13 protein-coding genes are annotated in these 17,143 nt (G+C 72.5%); 7 read left to right on the top strand and 6 right to left on the bottom strand.

What is annotated here, in order from left to right; genetic code table 11:
• The first annotated feature begins 29 nt into the window (after positions 1-29).
• Positions 30-830: a sugar phosphate isomerase/epimerase family protein gene (locus ACIGO6_RS01465; protein ID WP_399869841.1), complete on the top strand. Its 801-nt coding sequence runs from the start codon at positions 30-32 to the stop codon at positions 828-830.
• On the opposite strand, the gene ACIGO6_RS01460 is transcribed toward ACIGO6_RS01465, so the two are convergent.
• Together ACIGO6_RS01460 and ACIGO6_RS01455 are read right to left on the bottom strand one after the other, a co-directional pair.
• Positions 814-1,464: a GNAT family N-acetyltransferase gene (locus ACIGO6_RS01460; protein WP_399869840.1), complete on the bottom strand. Its 651-nt coding sequence runs from the start codon at positions 1,462-1,464 to the stop codon at positions 814-816. The two genes, ACIGO6_RS01465 and ACIGO6_RS01460, sit on opposite strands and share 17 nt — an antisense overlap.
• Positions 1,461-2,420 (bottom strand): EamA family transporter, encoded by a 960-nt coding sequence (locus ACIGO6_RS01455; protein WP_399869839.1) that lies wholly within the window; start codon positions 2,418-2,420, stop codon positions 1,461-1,463. Before ACIGO6_RS01455 ends, ACIGO6_RS01460 begins: the two co-directional genes overlap by 4 nt.
• Before the next feature lie 111 nt (positions 2,421-2,531).
• Between ACIGO6_RS01455 and ACIGO6_RS01450 the strand changes: the two genes are divergently transcribed.
• From ACIGO6_RS01450 to ACIGO6_RS01440, 3 genes are all read left to right on the top strand, one after another.
• Positions 2,532-3,464 carry a LysR family transcriptional regulator gene (locus ACIGO6_RS01450; RefSeq protein WP_399869838.1) on the top strand — a complete coding sequence of 311 codons (933 nt, stop codon included), beginning with the start codon at positions 2,532-2,534 and terminating at the stop codon, positions 3,462-3,464.
• A 397-nt stretch (positions 3,465-3,861) separates the two neighbouring features.
• Entirely contained in the window at positions 3,862-5,709 is a 1,848-nt protein-coding gene (locus ACIGO6_RS01445; RefSeq protein WP_399869836.1) for a glycoside hydrolase family 3 protein, read from the top strand.
• A 124-nt stretch (positions 5,710-5,833) separates the two neighbouring features.
• Positions 5,834-6,496: a hypothetical protein gene (locus tag ACIGO6_RS01440; protein WP_399869834.1), complete on the top strand. Its 663-nt coding sequence runs from the start codon at positions 5,834-5,836 to the stop codon at positions 6,494-6,496.
• Positions 6,497-6,529: 33 nt separating this feature from the next.
• On the opposite strand, the gene ACIGO6_RS01435 is transcribed toward ACIGO6_RS01440, so the two are convergent.
• The 4 genes from ACIGO6_RS01435 to ACIGO6_RS01420 all read right to left on the bottom strand — a co-directional run bounded on the left by ACIGO6_RS01435 (position 6,530) and on the right by ACIGO6_RS01420 (position 13,376).
• Complete coding sequence (locus tag ACIGO6_RS01435; RefSeq protein WP_399869833.1) at positions 6,530-7,954, bottom strand: S28 family serine protease; 1,425 nt, start codon at positions 7,952-7,954, stop codon at positions 6,530-6,532.
• A 104-nt stretch (positions 7,955-8,058) separates the two neighbouring features.
• The gene (locus ACIGO6_RS01430) at positions 8,059-8,451 is read right to left on the bottom strand and encodes a hypothetical protein (protein WP_399869831.1); all 393 of its coding nucleotides are present in this window, start codon (positions 8,449-8,451) and stop codon (positions 8,059-8,061) included.
• An 86-nt stretch (positions 8,452-8,537) separates the two neighbouring features.
• Positions 8,538-12,269, bottom strand: coding sequence for an ABC transporter ATP-binding protein (locus ACIGO6_RS01425; RefSeq protein ID WP_399869830.1), 3,732 nt, complete (start codon positions 12,267-12,269; stop codon positions 8,538-8,540).
• 117 nt (positions 12,270-12,386) lie between these two features.
• Positions 12,387-13,376, bottom strand: a complete 990-nt coding sequence (locus ACIGO6_RS01420; protein ID WP_399869828.1) for an esterase-like activity of phytase family protein — start codon at positions 13,374-13,376, stop codon at positions 12,387-12,389.
• Positions 13,377-13,466: 90 nt separating this feature from the next.
• Between ACIGO6_RS01420 and ACIGO6_RS01415 the strand changes: the two genes are divergently transcribed.
• The 3 genes from ACIGO6_RS01415 to ACIGO6_RS01405 all read left to right on the top strand — a co-directional run bounded on the left by ACIGO6_RS01415 (position 13,467) and on the right by ACIGO6_RS01405 (position 17,141).
• On the top strand, positions 13,467-13,835 hold the full coding sequence (locus ACIGO6_RS01415; protein WP_399869826.1) for a hypothetical protein: 369 nt from the start codon (positions 13,467-13,469) through the stop codon (positions 13,833-13,835).
• Between the two features lie 91 nt (positions 13,836-13,926).
• A complete protein-coding gene (locus ACIGO6_RS01410; protein ID WP_399871549.1) occupies positions 13,927-16,167 on the top strand; it encodes a glycosyltransferase family 39 protein in 2,241 nt (746 codons plus the stop codon).
• A gap of 149 nt (positions 16,168-16,316) precedes the next feature.
• Positions 16,317-17,141: an endonuclease I family protein gene (locus tag ACIGO6_RS01405; RefSeq protein WP_399869824.1), complete on the top strand. Its 825-nt coding sequence runs from the start codon at positions 16,317-16,319 to the stop codon at positions 17,139-17,141.
• Positions 17,142-17,143 lie beyond the last annotated feature (2 nt).

The raw sequence follows: 17,143 nt of genomic DNA, 5'->3' as shown, positions 1-17,143 counted from the left end.
GGCGGTGGGGGCGGGTACGCTCCGGGGTCATGAAGCTGGCGTTCTCCACCCTCGGTGTTCCCGGCCTGCCCCTGAGCGACGTCCTGGGGCTCGCCACCGCGCACGGCTACCACGGTGTCGAGCTGCGCGCCCACCCCGAAGAACCGGTGCATCCGGGGCTGACCCCGGACGAACGGGCCGCAGCGGCCGCCGGGTTCAAGTCGGCGGGCGTCGAGCTGCTGGGCCTGGCGGGGTACGCGCGGGTCGCCGCGCCGGGGGACGACGAAGCCGTCGTCACCGAGATCCGTACCCTGCTCGACCTGGCGCGCGACCTCGGCGCCCCGTACATCCGGGTCTTCCCCGGCGGCGGCACCGGGCAGAGCCCCGAGGAGGCCGACGAGACGGCCGCCCGGCGGCTGGGCACGGCCGCCGAGTACGCCGCCGACCTCGGCGTACGCATCCTCCTGGAGACCCACGACTCGCACCGCACCGGCGCCGACGCGATGCGCGTCCTCGGCCTGGTCGGGCACCCCCGGGTCGGCGCCCTGTGGGACGTGATGCACACCTGGCTGGGCGGCGAGCAGCCCGCGGAGAGCTACCTGGCCCTCGCCCCGCACCTCGGCTACGTCCAGGTCAAGGACATCGCCTCCGCCGAGGACACCACCCCGCTGCCGCTGGGCGCCGGGGTGCTGCCGCTCACCGAGGTGGTGGACGTCCTCTCCCGCCACGGCTGGGACGGCTGGCTGTGCTGGGAGTACGAGAAGCGGTGGTACGAGTCCGCCGCCCCGCTGCCGGATCTGCTGGACGCGGGGCGCGAGCACCTCACCCGGCTGCTCAGCGAGGCGGCGTGAGCGTGGGCTCCGCGGGCCGCACCCGGGCCACCCGGCGCTCCAGCCGCTCCCGGCACTGCGGCCACTCCGCCGCCGTGATCGAGTAGATCGCGGAGTCGCGCAGCCGGCCGTCCTCGCCCGGCGCCCAGGAACGGGACCAGTTGCGCAGGACGCCCTCGAAGCGGGCGCCGGCCGACTCGATCGCGGCGCGGGAACGGTCGTTGCGGGCGTCGGTCTTGAGGTCGACCCGGGACACGTGCCAGTCCTCGAAGGCGTGGCGGAACAGGAGCAGCTTGGCCTCGGCGTTGATGCCCGTGCCCTGCGCCGACCGGGCCAGCCAGGTGAAGCCGACCTCGATCGCGTCGAGGGCGTCGTCCGTCAGCCAGGAGCGGGGTTCCCAGTACGAGGTGGCGCCGACCGCCCGTCCGGTGGCGAGGGACACCTGCGCGTAGGGCGCCAGCCGCCCCGTGGTCGCCCGCGCCAACTGGGCGTCGATGTAGGCGCCGACCTCGTCGGCCCTCGGCACCCACGTGAACGCGTACGTCCCGCGGTCCTCCTCAGCCGCCGTCGCCAGGTCGGCCGCGTGCCGGTGGTCCAGCGGCTCCAGTCGTACGCGCGTGCCTTCGAGGACCGGTGCCTTGAGAGTGAAAGTCACCGGGCGGATTCTTCCGCCGGTACGGGAGGTCGTCCAACGAATTCCGGCCGGGACGGGGAGCCGTCCGCCGTCGGCCGGGCCTGCCCGGCCGGACGTCCGCGCCGCGCGGGTGAGAGTGTCGTCAGGGCCACCCCGCCCACCAGTAGCGCCGCCGCGCACCATCGCAGTCCGGTCACCGACTCGCCGAGGAAGAGGGCCGCCGACGACATGCCGAAGACCGGGACCAGGAGGGAGAACGGCGCGACCGTGGACGCGGGGTGACGGTGCAGCAGCCAGCCCCAGGCGCCGAAGCCGAAGACGGTCGAGACCCAGGCGACGAAGAGGATCGTGCCGGTGCCCTGCCAGTCCAGGCCGCGCAGGGCCGCCAGGTCCTCGGCCGGGCCCTCCGTCAGCAGGGAGAGGGCCAGCAGCGGCAGCACCGGGACGGTGGACACCCAGACCATGAAGTTCAGCGCGTCGGGCGGGGACGCCTTGCGGGTCAGCACGTTGGACAGACCCCACGCGGCCGCCGCCCCGACGACCATCACGAAGGCGCCCAGTGGGCCGGAGGTGCCCTCGTCGTAAGCCGCCACGCCGATGCCGGACAGCGCCACCAGCATGCCCAGCACCCGCACTCCGGTGGGGCGTTCGCCCAGTACCGCCGCCGCGATCACCGCCGTGAACACCGCCTGGACCTGGAGGACCAGGGACGACAGGCCGGCCGGCATGCCCGCGTCCATGCCCTGGAAGACCAGGCCGAACTTCGCGACCCCCAGCACCAGTCCCACCGCCACGATCCACTTCCAGGCCACCTTCGGACGGCCCACGAAGAAGACGGCGGGCAGGGCGGCCGCGAGGAAGCGCAGGGCGGAGAAGAGCAGCGGCGGGAAGTGGTCGAGGCCGATCTCGATGACGGTGAAGTTCACGCCCCAGACGGCGGCGACGAGCACGGCGAGGAAGAGGTGGGAGGGTCGCATGCGTCGAGGATCACCTCCCTCGACCGTGAAGCACCAGCGATGATTGCTGCACGGTTGGATGAAGCACTGCTAACTGGATACGCCTGACTGTTCACGCCCGGGAGCCGCGTCATGCTCGATCTTCAGCGTCTGCGTGCCCTGCACGCCGTCTCCGTGCACGGCACCGTCGGCGCGGCCGCCGCCGCGCTCGGCTTCACGCCGTCCGCCGTCTCCCAGCAGATCGCCAAGCTGGAGCGGGAGACCAGGACCGTCCTGCTGGAGCGGGAGGGGCGCGGGGTGCGGCTCACCGACGAGGCGTGGCAGCTGGCCGCCACCGCGCGGGAGTTGCTGGGCATCGTGGAGCGGGCGGAGACGCAGCTGGAGGAGCGGCGCGGGGTGCCGGCGGGACGGCTGACCGTGGCCGCGTTCGCCTCGGCGGCGCGGGGTCTCATGCCGTCCGTGCTGGCCGACCTGGCGGCCCGGCACCCCGCGCTCGACGCCCGGCTCACCGAGGTCGACCCGCATCTGTCCGTGGACCTGGTCGCGAAGGGCGCCGTCGACCTGGTGGTGGCGCACGACTGGGACATCGCCCCGCTGCCCGCGCCGGCCGGGGTGGAGCAGGCGTGGATCGGGGAGGACCTGTGCGATCTGCTGGTGCCCGAGGGGCATCGTTTCGCGGGGCGGACCGGCGTACGGCGTACGGAGCTGGGCGGGGAGCGGTGGATCTGCCAGCCGCCCGGGCGGGTGTGCCACGACTGGCTGCTGCGGACCCTGCGGGGCGCGGGGCACGAGCCGGACATCGTCCACCAGGCCGACGAGAACCCGACGCTCGTCGCGCTGGTCGCGGCCGGGCTCGGCATCGCCCTGATCCCCCGGCTCGGGCGGGGGCCGCTGCCCGCCGGGGTGGTGGAGGTGCCGCTCGACCCGATGCCCGTACGGCGGCTGTACGCGCTGTGGCGTGCGGGTGCGGCGCGCCGCCCGGCGATCGCGGAGACCGTGCGCACCCTGCGCGAGCACTGGCCGACCGTGTCGGCCCACGCCGACCCGCCTCTTGCGTCGCACTGAGCCCGCGCGCACCGACTTGGGGATTCCCGGGGTCGAGCGGGAACCCCGTCCGTGCCGCGTCCGTCCAACCCGCGCTGCCGGATGAGTCTGCGCGGTGCGGTGTCGGCCTTGCTGCTGGCTGCGATCGCCGACCACCCTCTCCGCCGTACCGCGGCCGGCAGCACGCCGCCGTCGGCGCGCCCCCCTCCCTAGCGCCGACGGCGGCCCCTCGGGCCTCCCTCCTCACCACGGCTTCGGGCGACTCCTGCGCCTCCCCGACCGCACTCCCTTGCACGCGCTCCCTTGACTGGCAGAAACTTCCCGGATATTGGTGACTCCCTGGAAGTTTCCTTCAGCAGCAGTTTCCTTCAGCAGCTCGCCAGCGATTCCCCCGCGGATCACTCCGGAAGGAGCGCACGTGCACCACAGCAGCACGGCCGGCACGGGAAGCACCGCTCAGCCCTCCAGACGTACCGTCCTCACCGCCACCGCGGTCGTCACCGCGGCCCTCGCGGCCGGCGGCGGCACCGCGTACGCCGACGCCCGCAGGCCCGACGACGACACACTCCGCGCCCTCATCTCCCGCATGACGCTGGAGGAGAAGGTCGGCCAGCTCTTCGTCATGCGGGTCTACGGCCACTCCGCCACCGCCCCCGACCAGGCCGACATCGACGCCAACCTCAAGGAGATCGGCGTCCGCACCGCGGCCGAGCTGGTCGCCAAGTACCGGGTCGGCGGCATCATCTACTTCGCCTGGGCGCACAACACCCGCGACCCGCACCAGATCGCCGACCTGTCCAACGGCATCCAGAAGGCCTCGCTGGAGCTGCCGCGCGGTCTGCCGGTGCTGGTCTCCACCGACCAGGAGTACGGGATAGTCGCTCGCGTGGGTGAGCCGGCGACCCTGTTCCCCGGCGCGATGGCCGTCGGCGCCGGCGGATCGCGGTCCGACGCCCGCACGCTCGGCCGCGTCGCGGGCGCCGAGCTGCACGCGATGGGCATCCGGCAGGACTACTCCCCCGTGGCCGACGTGAACGTCAACCCGGCCAACCCGGTGATCGGCGTCCGTTCCTTCGGCGCCGACCCGGAGGCGGTGGCGGATCTGGTGGCCGCCGAGGTGACGGGCTATCAGCGGTCCGGGGTCGCCGCGTGCGCCAAGCACTTCCCCGGGCACGGGGACACCGCCACCGACAGCCACACCGGCTTCCCGGTGATCACGCACAGCCGCGAGCAGTGGGAGAAGCTGGACGCGCCGCCCTTCCGCGCGGCCGTCGAGGCCGGCATCGACGCCATCATGACCGCCCACCTCATGGTCCCGGCGCTCGACGACTCCGGCGACCCGGCCACCCTCTCCCGCCCCATCCTCACCGGCATCCTCCGCGAGGAGCTGGGCTTCGACGGGGTCGTCGTCACCGACTCCCTCGGCATGCAGGGCGTGCGGACGAAGTACGGCGACGAACGCGTGCCGGTGCTGGCGCTGAAGGCGGGCGTCGACCAGTTGCTCAACCCGCCGGACCTGGACCTCGCCTGGAACGCGGTGCTGACGGCCGTGCGCGAGGGCGAACTCACCGAGGCCCGGCTCGACGAATCGATCCTGCGGGTGCTGCGGCTCAAGGCGAAGCTGGGGCTGTTCCGGGACGCCTACACCAGCCGGCGGGACGTCGACCGCACCGTCGGCACCCGGGCGCACCTCGCCGCGGCCGACCGGATCGCCGAGCGGACCACCACCCTGCTGGTCAACGAGGGGCAGTTGCTGCCGCTGTCGCGGCGGGAGCACCGCCGGGTGCTGGTCGTGGGCGCCGACCCGGCCTCGCCCTCGGGCACGACCGGGCCGCCCACCGGCGTCCTCGCGGACGCGCTCACGGAGCTGGGCTTCACGGCCACCGCCCGGTCCACGGGCACCGCGCCCTCCGCCGCCGTCATCGACGGCGCGGTCGCCGCGGCCGGGGACGCCGACGCGGTGGTGGTCGCCACCTACAACGTCACGGCGTCCAGCAGCCAGCGGACACTCGTCACCCGGCTGCTGGAGACCGGGAAGCCGGTGGTCGCGGTCGCGATCCGCAACCCGTACGACGTGGCCCAACTCCCCGACGTCCCCGCCCACCTGGCCGCCTACTCCTGGACCGACGTCGAGGTGCGGGCCGCCGCCCGGGTGATCGCGGGGCGGGCTCGGCCCCGCGGGAAACTGCCGGTGCCGGTGGTGCGGGCCGACGATCCGGCGACGGTGCTGTTCCCCCTCGGACACGGGCTGTCGTACCGGTCGTAGGACGTAGCGCGCCCTACGCCACGCGCCGGGGGCGCCCCGGTCACCCGAGCGCAATGCACCCCGCGCGTCTGGCGTGTGCCCGCTGCGGCGGGTCACGCTGGACCGGGGATCCGGGGGGATGGCGATGCGTGAGAGACGGGCCGTGGGAGTGCTCTGTGCGTTGTCGGCGCTGTGCGCCGCGGCGCTGCTGACGGGCTGCCGCGGCCCGTCCGGCACGGACGACGGAGGCGGAGGAGGAAACGGGGACGGGCGGCTCGGCGGGCCTTCGGCGTCGGCCTCGGCGCCCGTGCGGCCGTCCGGGTACGGGGCGGTGTTCCTGGCGATCGACGAGTGCAGCTCGTTCGGGACGGTCAGTTTCACCGAGGTGCCGTGCGGCAGCGAGCGGGCGGCGGCGCGGGTCGTGGCCCGGGAGGACGGCCGGGCGGGCAACGGGCCGCCGTGCCCGGCGACCACCGACTTCGTCCTGCACATCAGCGAGCAGCGCCCCTCCGTCGACGAGGACGGCGACGGCGCGGTGGCGCAGGGCTACGCCTGCATGCGCAAGCTCCAGCCTCCGCACCCCGGGGACCCGGGCGGCGGGGGCGGCCCGCGCACCATCGTCGGCGACTGCGTCCACGACACCGGGGACGGCAAGGTCCGCGAGACCGCGTGCGACGGAACGGGCGAGCAAAAACCTGAGTTCAAGGTGGTCGAGGCGGTCACCGCCCGATCGGACTGCCCCGCCGCGACCGGCCTGTACGTCCGCCTCGGCGGCGAACGGCCGGTGGGCTGTGCCCGGCCGCTGTGAGCCTCTCGGCAACGACCGGGCACCGCCGTGGACCTACGGGCGCAGCGCCGGCTCGCGCTCCACGTCGCGCTGGTCCAGCCTGGCGTCGAACGTCGCCAGCGGCTTGGCCGCCGACGGGTTCTCCCGGACCGTGGCGGGGGCGACGCCCGCCCAGTCCAGGATGCGGGCCGTGGCGAGGGCCTTCTGCTCGGGCACCAGGCCGGCCACGTTGGCCCCGTGGTTCATGCCGGGCGCGGTGAGCACGTAGGAGTCCCGTGCGCCGTGGCCGAGGCGGAAGGGCTCGGCGCCCCACGGGTCGTTCTCGCCGTACACGAACAGCATCTGACGGGCGTTGTGCTTCACCCAGCTGTCGACGTCCCGCATCGCCCACGGCTCGAACTTCATCGGGATCGACCGGGGCACGAAGTTGCGCGGCGGCTGGTAGCCGTAGCGGATGTACTTCTTCTCGATGTGCGGGAAGTGGATCGTCGGCGCGCCCAGCTGCGTACCCGCCTGGTAGTAGTACGGCGTGTACGTCTCCAGGCCCTGGTCGGTGTAGGCGGCGAAGCCGGAGATCGAGTCGACGGAGTCCCAGATCACGTCGTCGGTGGCGTTCTTCGCGTCGGCCGGGATGTCCGCGCAGTCGGCGAGGGTGCTGTACTGCCAGAAGCCCCAGACGTAGTCGAGGACGACGGCCTCGTAGGCGCGGTCCAGGCTGCCGATGGTGTCGAAGGTGTAGCCGTTCTCGGCCGCGTACGCCGCGTACTTCTTCTCCAGCGGAGCCCGGCGCACCAGCGCCTCGCGCTGCACGCCGTTCAGCTTGTCGCGGCACTCCTCGGTGCCGACGCGGGCGAAGAAGCGGTCGTAGGCCGAGTCCTCGCGGTTCACCACGTCGTTGGGGGCGACGTAGGCGACGACGCCGTCCATGTCGCGCGGGTAGAAGCGCTCGTAGTAGGTGGCGGTCATGCCGCCCTTGGAGCCGCCGGTGGAGATCCAGTTCTCCGAGTAGAGGGGCTTCAGGGCCTTGAAGATGCGGTGCTGGTCGCTGGCGGCCTGCCAGATGTCCAGCTTCGACCAGTCGGCCGGGGCGGGCCGGGACGGGGTGAAGTAGCGGTACTCCATGGAGACCTGGTTGCCGTCCACGATCTGGGTCGGCTCGCGGCGGCTGGGGTTGGTGGAGACGTTGTAGCCGCCGGTGTAGAAGACCGTCGGGCGGCTCACGTCCTTGTGCAGCACGGTGATCCGCTGCTGGAACGTGCCCTTGGACGGGCGCCGGTGGTCCACCGGCTGGGTGTAGTTGAGGACGAAGAAGCGGTAGCCGGTGTACGGCTTCTCCTCGATCAGGCTCATGCCCGGTATGGACAGCAGCCGGTCCTTGATGTCGACGGCCTTCGGCTCGGCGGCGGTGGCCGCGCCCGCCGTGCCGGCCGTGCCTATGAGCACCACGAACGCCAGCAGCCATCTGAGCGCCTTGCGCATGCACCCTCCCTGTGAAACATATGTGCGCCGGAAGCTATCGGAGCAAGTCGCCCGCACACCAGGGGAGATGAGGAAATGGCCGGTCGGGTCCCGCCCGCGCCGTCTCAGCAGAGGATCCAGCCGGAGCTGACCGAGCGGCCGGACACCGTGCCCTTCACCCGCACGCAGCGCTGTCCGGCGTGCACGGTCACCGGCCCCGCCCGGTAGGAGTACCGCCCCGAGTCCACGACCGGCCGGCCGCCGCGCGCCTGCACGCTGACGGACATCTGCCGCTTGGTGCCGGGCTTCTTGGGGACGGTGACGGCGCAGACGTAGCCGCCGCGTTCGTAGACGAGGACGGACCCGGTGGAGAACGGCAGCGTCCTGGCCTTGCGGCCCGGGCACGCCGCGGCGGCCTGCGCCTCCTGCGGCCCCGCGACGGCGAGCAGCCCGGCCACGGTCAGCACCGCCGTACCGAGCGCCAGCCGCCGGCGTGTTCCAGCACCACCCCTGCCCACCGCGGGTCCCCTCCCTGTCCGCCGTACGGCGCAACCGACGTACGGGTGTACGGACGCGCGGCGCCTGTCGAATGGTTGCGCGAGTCTCAGTACAGCGCGCGGACCGGTTCCTCCGGTTCGGCCGCCCCGATGAAGGTCCGCCACAGTCGTGCGTACCGGCCGTCGAGTGCCAGCAGTTCGTCGTGCGTGCCGTCCTCGGCGACCCGCCCGTGGTCCATGACGACGACGCGGTCCGCGCGGGCGGCCGTGGTCAGCCGGTGGGCGACCACCAGGGTCGTACGGCGGCCGGCGAGGCGGTCGGTGGCCTGGTTGACCTGCGCCTCCGTGGCCAGGTCCAGGGCCGCCGTCGCCTCGTCGAGGAGCAGTACGTCCGGGTCGACCAGCTCGGCACGGGCCAGCGCGATCAGCTGCCGCTGTCCGGCGGAGAGGTTCCGGCCGCGCTCGGCGACCTCGTGGAGGTAGCCGCCCTCCAGCGTCGCGACCATCTCGTGGGCGCCGACCGCTCGCGCCGCCGCCTCCACCTCGGCGTCGGTGGCGTCCGGGCGGCCGTAGGCGATGGCGTCCCGGACGGTGCCGGGGAAGAGGTACGCCTCCTGCGGGACGACGCCCAGGCGGTGCCGGTAGGAGGTGAGGTCGAGGTCGCGCAGGTCCCGCCCGTCGGCCGTGACCCGGCCGCCGGTCGGATCGTAGAAGCGGGCCACCAGCTTGACCAGCGTCGACTTGCCCGCGCCGGTCTCGCCGACGAACGCGACGGTCTGTCCGGCCGGGATGCGCAGGTCGATGCCGCTGAGGGCCTCTTCATCGTCCCCGTACTTGAACCGCACGTCCTCGAAGGCGATCTCCCCGCGCAGGGACGTGACGTCCAGCGGCTTCTCGGCGGCCCGGGTGGAGGTCGGCTCCCGCAGCAGCTCCTGGATGCGGCCGAGGGAGACGGACGCCTGCTGGTAGCCGTCGAAGACCTGGGAGAGCTGCTGCACCGGCGCGAAGAACAGGTCGATGTAGAGCAGGTACGCCACCAGCGCGCCGGTCGTCAGCGTCGCGTCGTCGATCCGCGCACCGCCGACGACCAGCACGGCGGCGGCCGCGGCCGAGGACAGCAGCTGCACGAACGGGAAGTAGACCGAGATCAGCCACTGCCCCTTGATGCGGGCCTGCCGGTAGCTGTCGCTGCGCTCGGCGAACCGCCGCCCGCCGTCGTGCTCGCGCCGGAACGCCTGCACGATCCGCAGTCCGGCCACCGACTCCTGGAGGTCGGCGTTGACCGTGGACACCCGCTCGCGCGCCAGTTCGTACGCCTTCACGCTGGCCCGGCGGAAGAAGAACGTGCCGATGATCAGCGGCGGCAGCGTCGCGAAGACCACGAGCGCGAGCTGCACGTCGATCACCAGCAGCGCGACCAGGATGCCGAGGAAGGTGACGACCGAGACGAAGGCGGTGACGAGTCCGGTCTGCAGGAACGTCGACAGCGCGTCCACGTCCGTCGTCATCCGGGTCATGATCCGGCCGGTCAGCTCGCGCTCGTAGTAGTCGAGGCCGAGCCGCTGGAGCTGGGCGAAGATCTTCAGACGGAGCGAGTAGAGGATCCGCTCCCCGGTCCGGCCGGTCATGCGGATCTCGCCGCTCTGCGCCGTCCACTGGGCGAGCACGGCGAGCAACCCGAGCAGCGAGGCCGCCCACACCGCGCCGAGGGCGAGCCGGGTGACGCCCTCGTCGATGCCGTGCCGGATCAGCACCGGGAGCAGCAGCCCCATGCCGGCGTCGACGGCGACCAGGGCGAGGCTGATCAGCAGCGGCGTGCGGAAACCGCGCAGCAGTCGGCGCAGGCCGTAGGACTCCTCCGGCTGGACCGCCCGTGCCTCGTCGACGTCCGGCGTGCCGTCGGCCGGGGGCAGCGCGTCGACCTGGGCGAGGAGCTCCGGGGTGGCCGGGGTGCCGGCGAGGGCGGTGTCCTTCGGCGTGCGGTCACCGGTCCACAGCCGCGGGGTGACGCCGCGCTCCGCGTCGAACTCGGCGTCCAGCTCGTCGCGTACGGAGGTGTCCTCGGCGGGTGCCGCGGGCCGGGCGTGGCCCGGTGACACCCCGCCCAGCTCGTCGGGGTCGGTCAGCAGGCGCCGGTAGAGCGCGGAACGCTCCTGGAGCTCCTCGTGGGTGCCGAGGTCGGCGAGCCGGCCGCGGTCGAGGACGGCGATCCGGTCGGCGAGGCCCAGGGTGGAGCGGCGGTGGGCGATGAGCAGGGTCGTGCGGCCCCGCATGACCTCCTTCAGCGCCTCGTGGATCTCGTGCTCGACGCGTGCGTCCACGGCGGACGTGGCGTCGTCGAGGACCAGCAGCCTGGGGTCGGTGAGGATCGCGCGGGCGAGCGCGACGCGCTGGCGCTGGCCGCCGGAGAGGGTCAGGCCGTGCTCGCCGACGGTGGTGTCGTAGCCGTCGGGCAGGTCGGTGATGAACCCGTGGGCCTGGGCGGCCCGGGCGGCGGCCTCGATCTCCTCGTCGGTGGCGTCCGGACGGCCGTAGGCGATGTTGGCGCGCACGGTGTCCGAGAAGAGGAAGGAGTCCTCCGGCACGAGACCGATCGCGGCCCGCAGCGAGTCCAGGGTCAGCTCGCGCACGTCGTGGCCGCCGACGAGGACGGCGCCGCGCGTCACGTCGTAGAAGCGCGGCAGCAGCAGCGAGACCGTGGACTTGCCGGAACCGGAGGAACCGACGACGGCGAGGGTCTCGCCGGGACGGATCTCGAACGAGAGCCCGTCGAGGACGGGAGTGCCCTTCCCCGAACCCGAGTCGTATCCGAAGGAGACGTCGTCGAACTCGACGGTCGCGGGCGCGTCGGCCGGGAGGGTCTTCGTGCCGTCCTCGATCGAGGGTTCGGTGTCGATCAGCTCCAGCACGCGTTCGGTGCCCGCGCGGGCCTGCTGGGCGACCGTGAGGACCATGGCGAGCATGCGGACCGGACCGACGAGCTGGGCGAGGTAGGTGGAGAAGGCGACGAAGGTGCCGAGCGTGATGTGTCCGTGTACGGCCAGCCAGCCGCCGAGGGCGAGCATGGCGACCTGGCCGAGCGCGGGGACGGCCTGGAGGGCGGGGGTGTAGGTGGCGTTCAGCCTGATCGTCCGCAGCCGTCCGGCGAAGAGCCTGCGCCCGACCTCCCTGAGCTTCCCGGTCTCCTGCTCCTCCTGCCCGAAGCCCTTCACCACGCGTACGCCGCTCACCGATCCGTCGACCACACCGGCGACGGCGGCGGCCTGCGCCTGCGCGTACCAGGTGGCGGGGTGCAGCCGGGTGCGGCTGCGCCGGGCGATGAACCACAGGGCGGGCGCGACGGCGACCGCGACGAGCGTCAGCGGCGGTGACAGCCACGCCATGATGACCAGGGAGATCAGGAAGAGCAGGACGTTCCCGATGGTCATCGGCAGCATGAACAGCAGGCTCTGGATCAGCTGGAGGTCGCTGGTCGCCCGCCCGACGACCTGCCCCGTGGACAGCTCGTCCTGCCGCCGCCCGTCGAGCCGGGTGATCGTCCCGTACATGTCGGTGCGCAGGTCGTGCTGGACGTCGAGGGCGAGCCGGCCGCCGTAGTAGCGCCGGATGTAGGTCAGGACGTAGACGACGACCGCGGCGCCGATCAGCAGACCGGCCCAGACGGCCATGTCCCTGGTCTTGGCGCCGATCACGTCGTCGATGATCACCTTGGTGATCAGCGGGACGAGAGCCATGACGGCCATGCCGCCGAGCGAGGCGCCGAGGGCGAGGACGACGTCCTTGGGGTGGCGCCAGGCATAGCCCGCCAGTCGTCGTGCCCAGCCCCGTTGCGCGTCCACGCCGTGCCCTCCGGTCGTTCGTCGGTCGTCCTGCTCACCTGATCTACCGGAAGGCACCAACGCGGGCGAGCGGGGATTTCATCCCGCGGCAACAATCACCGGCGCCCGCTCACGCGATCAGACGCGCACCCGGAGCCGGAGGAAGCGGGTCGTCTGTACGGCGTTCTGGTTGTCGTCGCTGACGATCAGCACGTCCAGGCGGCCCCTGCTCCGACCGGTGACGGTCATCCCCTCAAAGTTGTCGAGGAGCGGATTCGGCTGGGGCTGCTCGGCGGTGGCTCCGAGGGAGGGGCAGGCGGCGAGGTCGGCGAGGAGGGTCTTGCCGAGCGTGGTGCCGCGCCGGTCGGCCAGGTAGAGGCGGACGGTGTTGCCGACGCCGGAGGTGAAGCCGCGTTCCAGGACGAGAAGGCGTCCGTCCGGGGTCGCGGTGACCTCGGGGACACCGAGGCCGGAATCGGTCCGGTAGGTGTACTGGGCGCCGAGCCGGAAGTCGCCGCGCCCCGTCCGCTGCCAGGTCTGGAAGCGGACCAGGTCGGCGGGGTCGCCGACGAGCGGGTACTCCATGGAGGCGAGCAGGGTCCGGCCGCCCGGCAGGAGGGTCAGCCCCTCGAAGCTGCCGTTCGCCCGGGCGCGGCCCGCGGGGGCGGTCCGGAGGTCGTCCGGCACGGGGAGGCGGTCGAGGATCTTGCCGGTGCGGGAGTAGCGGCGGATCGACGGCTCGGTCTCGGAGGACACGAGGTACGTGCCGTCCCGGTCGACGACCAGCCCTTCGGCGTCAAGGGCGGCGCCGTTCTCGTCGGCGAGCGGAATCACGCCTCGCGGCTCCAGGGTCCGCGCGTCCAGCCGGAAGAGGGCGGAACGGTCGGACAGGGCGGCCAGGGAGCCGCGGCCGTCGCGGGCGAGGGCGGACAGGTTGCCGACGTAGGTGTCGGCGTACGTCGTCTTGTCGAGGGCGTCGGAGAAGCCGGTGAGGGAGACGGAGGGCGAGCAGTCGTTCCTCGGCGGCCTCTCCTGCGCGGCGGCCGGCCCGACGACGGTCAGGCAGCCGGCCGCCGAGAGGGCCGCGGTGAGGGTGGCGAGGGCGTTACGGAGAGTTCTCGGGCGCATGGGCGGCAGCCTAGGGCGGGGGAATGGCCATGAGTTGGCCGCTTTTCGAAGGGTGGGGTGCGGGGGCGTTCCGACGGCAAGTAATGAGACATGCCAGAGCCGAACGAAAGCGGACAGATGATGGCGGGGCGGCTGTACGCGACGCTGCGGGTGCTGAAGTTCCTCGCGAAGCCGGACAGCCCGAAGCCGACCGCCCAGGACGAATTCGGAGGGAAGGACCGTCCTCGCGACCGGATCCAGGCCCTGAAGTTGGACCCCTTCGAAGACCTGGTCACCGCTGTCCAGCAGGGCCGGAACGCGAAGGCGCTGGGCGAGGTGTTCTGCGCGTTACCCGCCCTGGTGCCGCCCAAGAAGGCCCTCAACGACAACCTCGGAGAACCGGAGCTGGCGGAATTCAACGCCGGATATCGCGCTCAGCTCACCACGCTCAAGGAGGCCCTGCCCAAACTGCTGGAGTGAAGCGCGTGGGTGAATCCCCCTCCGCGGGATTCACAGCTCACCCCCAGTCAGGGCACAGTCCGCGCCCATCGGTGGTGGAGACGGTGGCGTGGTGACATCTGCCACCGCTCCACTGCACGCGGCCGCCGAGCCGCCCGTATCGCCCCCACCGTCCCCCGAACCCGGCGCGCCACGATGGTCGCTGCCGGTCCTGCTGGCGATCCTCGCCCTGGCGGCGGGGCTGTACTCCTGGAACCTGTCCGGCTCCGGCCTGAACAGCTTCTACAGCGCCGCCGTGCTCAGCGGCACCGAGAGCTGGAAGGCGTGGTTCTTCGGCTCGCTGGACGCGGGGAACTTCCTGACCGTCGACAAGCCGCCCCTGGCGCTGATGGTCATGGGGCTGTCCTGCCGCCTCTTCGGATTCGGCACCTGGCAGATGATGCTGCCGCTGATCGTGGCCGCGCTGGCGACGATCTGGATCCTGCACGCCTCGGTGAAGCGGGTGTGGGGCCACGGTGCGGCGGCGATCGCCGCGCTGGTGCTGGCGCTGACCCCGATCACGGTCGCCATCAACCGGGACAACAACCCCGACACGCTGCTGGTGTTCTTGATGGTGAGCGGGGCGGCCCTCGGTCTTCGCGCGGTCCGCGACGGGCGGCTGCTGCCTCTGCTGGGCTCCGCGGCCTGCTTCGGGCTCGCGTTCAACACGAAGATGCTGCAGGGCTACATCGCGTTGCCGGCGGTCTTCGTCGTCTACCTCTGCGCTTCGGACCTCGGCTGGGCGAAGCGCGTCAGGAACCTGGTCCTCGCCGCTGTCGCCCTGGCCGTCTCCAGTTTCTGGTGGGCGGCTGCGGTGTCGCTGGTGCCCGCCTCCGAGCGGCCGTACATCGGCGGTTCGACGGACGGCTCGGCCTGGGACCTGATCATGGGCTACAACGGCCTCGGCCGGATCTTCGGCGGCGACGGCAACATGGGCGGAGGCGGCGGTGGAGGCGGTGGCGGGGGCGGCTTCTCCGGTACCGCGGGCATCGGCCGGATGTTCAACGACGTCCTGGGCGGCCAGATCTCCTGGCTGCTCCCCTTCGCGGGCATCGCGCTCGTCGGCGGCCTGGTGCTGTGCGGCCGGGCGCCCCGCACCGACCTCACACGAGCCGCGTTGGTGCTGTGGGGCGGCTGGACGGCCCTGCACTACCTGACCTTCGCCATGGCCGAGGGCACCATGCACCCGTACTACACGACCGCGCTCGCCCCGGGCATCGCGGCGCTGTGCGGAGGGGGCGGTGTCATGCTGCTGCGGGCTTTCCGGGCCGACCGGCGGTGGGTGTGGGTGCTGCCTCTCGCCCTCGGCGTCACCGGGGTCTGGGCGATCGTGCTGCTGCGCCGCGCCGCCGACTGGAACACCTGGCTGTGGCCGGCGATCGCGGTGGTCATGGCGCTGGCGATCGCGGGGCTGCTGGTCTTCCGTTCGGGGCGCCGGGTGCGGCTGCTGGCGGTGTCCGTGGCCGCGGCCGTCGTCGCCGGGGTGGCGGGTCCGGCGGCGTACGCCTGGTCGGTGCCGTCCGGTTCGGGCGGCGGCATGGGCGGGACCAACCCGACCGCCGGGCCTTCCACGGGCGGCGGCATGGGCGGCCCGGGCGGAGGAGGAGGCGGCGGTCGGGGCGGGTTCCCGGGCGGCGAGGGCGGCGAGGGACCCGGCGGGCAGCCGCAGGGCGGCCAGAACGGCCCGGGAGGTGGCACGTTCCCGGGCGGCGGCGAGCTGCCCGGCGGCGGCGAGAACGGCCAGGCTCCCGGCGCCGCCGGCGAAACGGGCGGCACTCCCCCGAACAGCACAACGCCGGACAACGGCACCACCGCGAACGGCGGCACCGGCGCGGGTGAACGGCCGGGCGGTGCCGGTGGCTTCGGCGGAGGCGGCATGGGCGGCGGTGGCATGGGCGGCGGTGGCATGGGCGGCGCGAGCAGCGAGCTGATCGCCTACCTGAAGAAGCACCAGGACGGCGCCACATGGCTGCTGGCGGTGTCGAGTTCACAGAGCGCCGCGCAGCTGATCCTCAGCAGCGGCGAACCGGTCATCTCCATGTGGGGCTGGTCCGGCAGCGACAACGCCATGACCCTCGCCCGGCTCAAGGAGCTGGTGAAGAACGGTGAGTTGCACTACATCCAGGTCGGCGGCGGAGGCATGGGCGGCGGTATGGGCGGCGGCTCCGGCGTCAGCTCCGAGGTGACCCAGTGGGTCCAGGAGCACGGCACGGCCGTCGAGGCGAGCGAGTACGGCGCCACCTCCACGTCCGACACCACGTCGTCCGAAAGCACCTCGTCCGTCTACCGATTGGACCCGTCGGACGTGAACTGACCTCCGCCACACCCGTCACTGCGGCCCCCGCCCTCACGGTCGGGGGCCGTCGTCACGCAATCGCCACGCCCCGTACACCCCACCTCCTACATGTCCATGCCACGCTCGATCCACCGCTTCATTCCACCCGCGTAGATCGGACACCCCCCATGCTCGCGATCCGCGTACGGCGCCGGAAGGCGGTGGCCCTCGTCACGGCCGCCGTCCTCGCCGGCCTCGCCACCCCCGCCCTGACCGCGGCCCCCGCCACGGCCACGGCGACGGCCACGACCTCCACCACCACGGACTACGACTCGACGTACTACAAGAACGCGATCGGCAGGACGGGGACGAGCCTCAAGTCCTCCCTCCACACGATCATCAGCGACCAGACCAAGCTGTCCTACTCGGCGGTCTGGGACGCGCTCAAGGCCACGGACCAGGACCCGGCCAACAGCGGCAACGTGATCCTGCTCTACTCGGGCATCTCCCGCAGCAAGTCACTGAACGGCGGCGACACCGGCGACTGGAACCGCGAGCACGTGTGGGCCAAGTCCCACGGCGACTTCGGCACCTCGACCGGGCCCGGCACGGACCTGCACCATCTGCGTCCCGAGGACGTCAGGGTCAACAGCATCCGGGGCAACAAGGACTTCGACAACGGTGGCAGCGCCTTCACCGACAACGGCGGCAGCCTCACCGACTCCGACTCCTTCGAACCCCGCGACGCCGTCAAGGGCGACGTGGCCCGCATGATCTTCTACATGGCCGTCCGCTACGAGGGCGGCGACGGCTGGGCCGACCTCGAGGTCAACGGCAGCGTGAACAACGGCAGCAACCCGTACATCGGCAAGCTCGCCGTACTGAAGCAGTGGAACGACGAGGACCCGCCGGACGCCTTCGAGGAGCGCCGCAACCAGGTCATCCACGACTCCTACCAGCACAACCGCAACCCGTTCGTCGACCACCCGGAGTGGGTCGAGGCGATCTGGTAGGC

The organism is Streptomyces sp. NPDC053750, from assembly GCF_044544295.1.
GTDB lineage: Bacteria > Actinomycetota > Actinomycetes > Streptomycetales > Streptomycetaceae > Streptomyces.
Note: the sequence above shows the minus strand (reverse complement) of the source record. Positions and strands in the feature narration are given on the sequence as shown.

Bases quoted from the DNA above. Each gene is read 5' to 3' on its own strand.
- ACIGO6_RS01465 (WP_399869841.1), top strand. From the start codon at position 30: ATGAAGCTGGCGTTCTCCACCCTCGGTGTTCCCGGCCTGCCCCTGAGC.
- ACIGO6_RS01455 (WP_399869839.1), bottom strand. From the start codon at position 2,420: ATGCGACCCTCCCACCTCTTCCTCGCCGTGCTCGTCGCCGCCGTCTGG.
- ACIGO6_RS01450 (WP_399869838.1), top strand. From the start codon at position 2,532: ATGCTCGATCTTCAGCGTCTGCGTGCCCTGCACGCCGTCTCCGTGCAC.
- ACIGO6_RS01440 (WP_399869834.1), top strand. From the start codon at position 5,834: ATGCGTGAGAGACGGGCCGTGGGAGTGCTCTGTGCGTTGTCGGCGCTG.
- ACIGO6_RS01435 (WP_399869833.1), bottom strand. From the start codon at position 7,954: ATGCGCAAGGCGCTCAGATGGCTGCTGGCGTTCGTGGTGCTCATAGGC.
- ACIGO6_RS01420 (WP_399869828.1), bottom strand. From the start codon at position 13,376: ATGCGCCCGAGAACTCTCCGTAACGCCCTCGCCACCCTCACCGCGGCC.
- ACIGO6_RS01415 (WP_399869826.1), top strand. From the start codon at position 13,467: ATGCCAGAGCCGAACGAAAGCGGACAGATGATGGCGGGGCGGCTGTAC.
- ACIGO6_RS01405 (WP_399869824.1), top strand. From the start codon at position 16,317: ATGCTCGCGATCCGCGTACGGCGCCGGAAGGCGGTGGCCCTCGTCACG.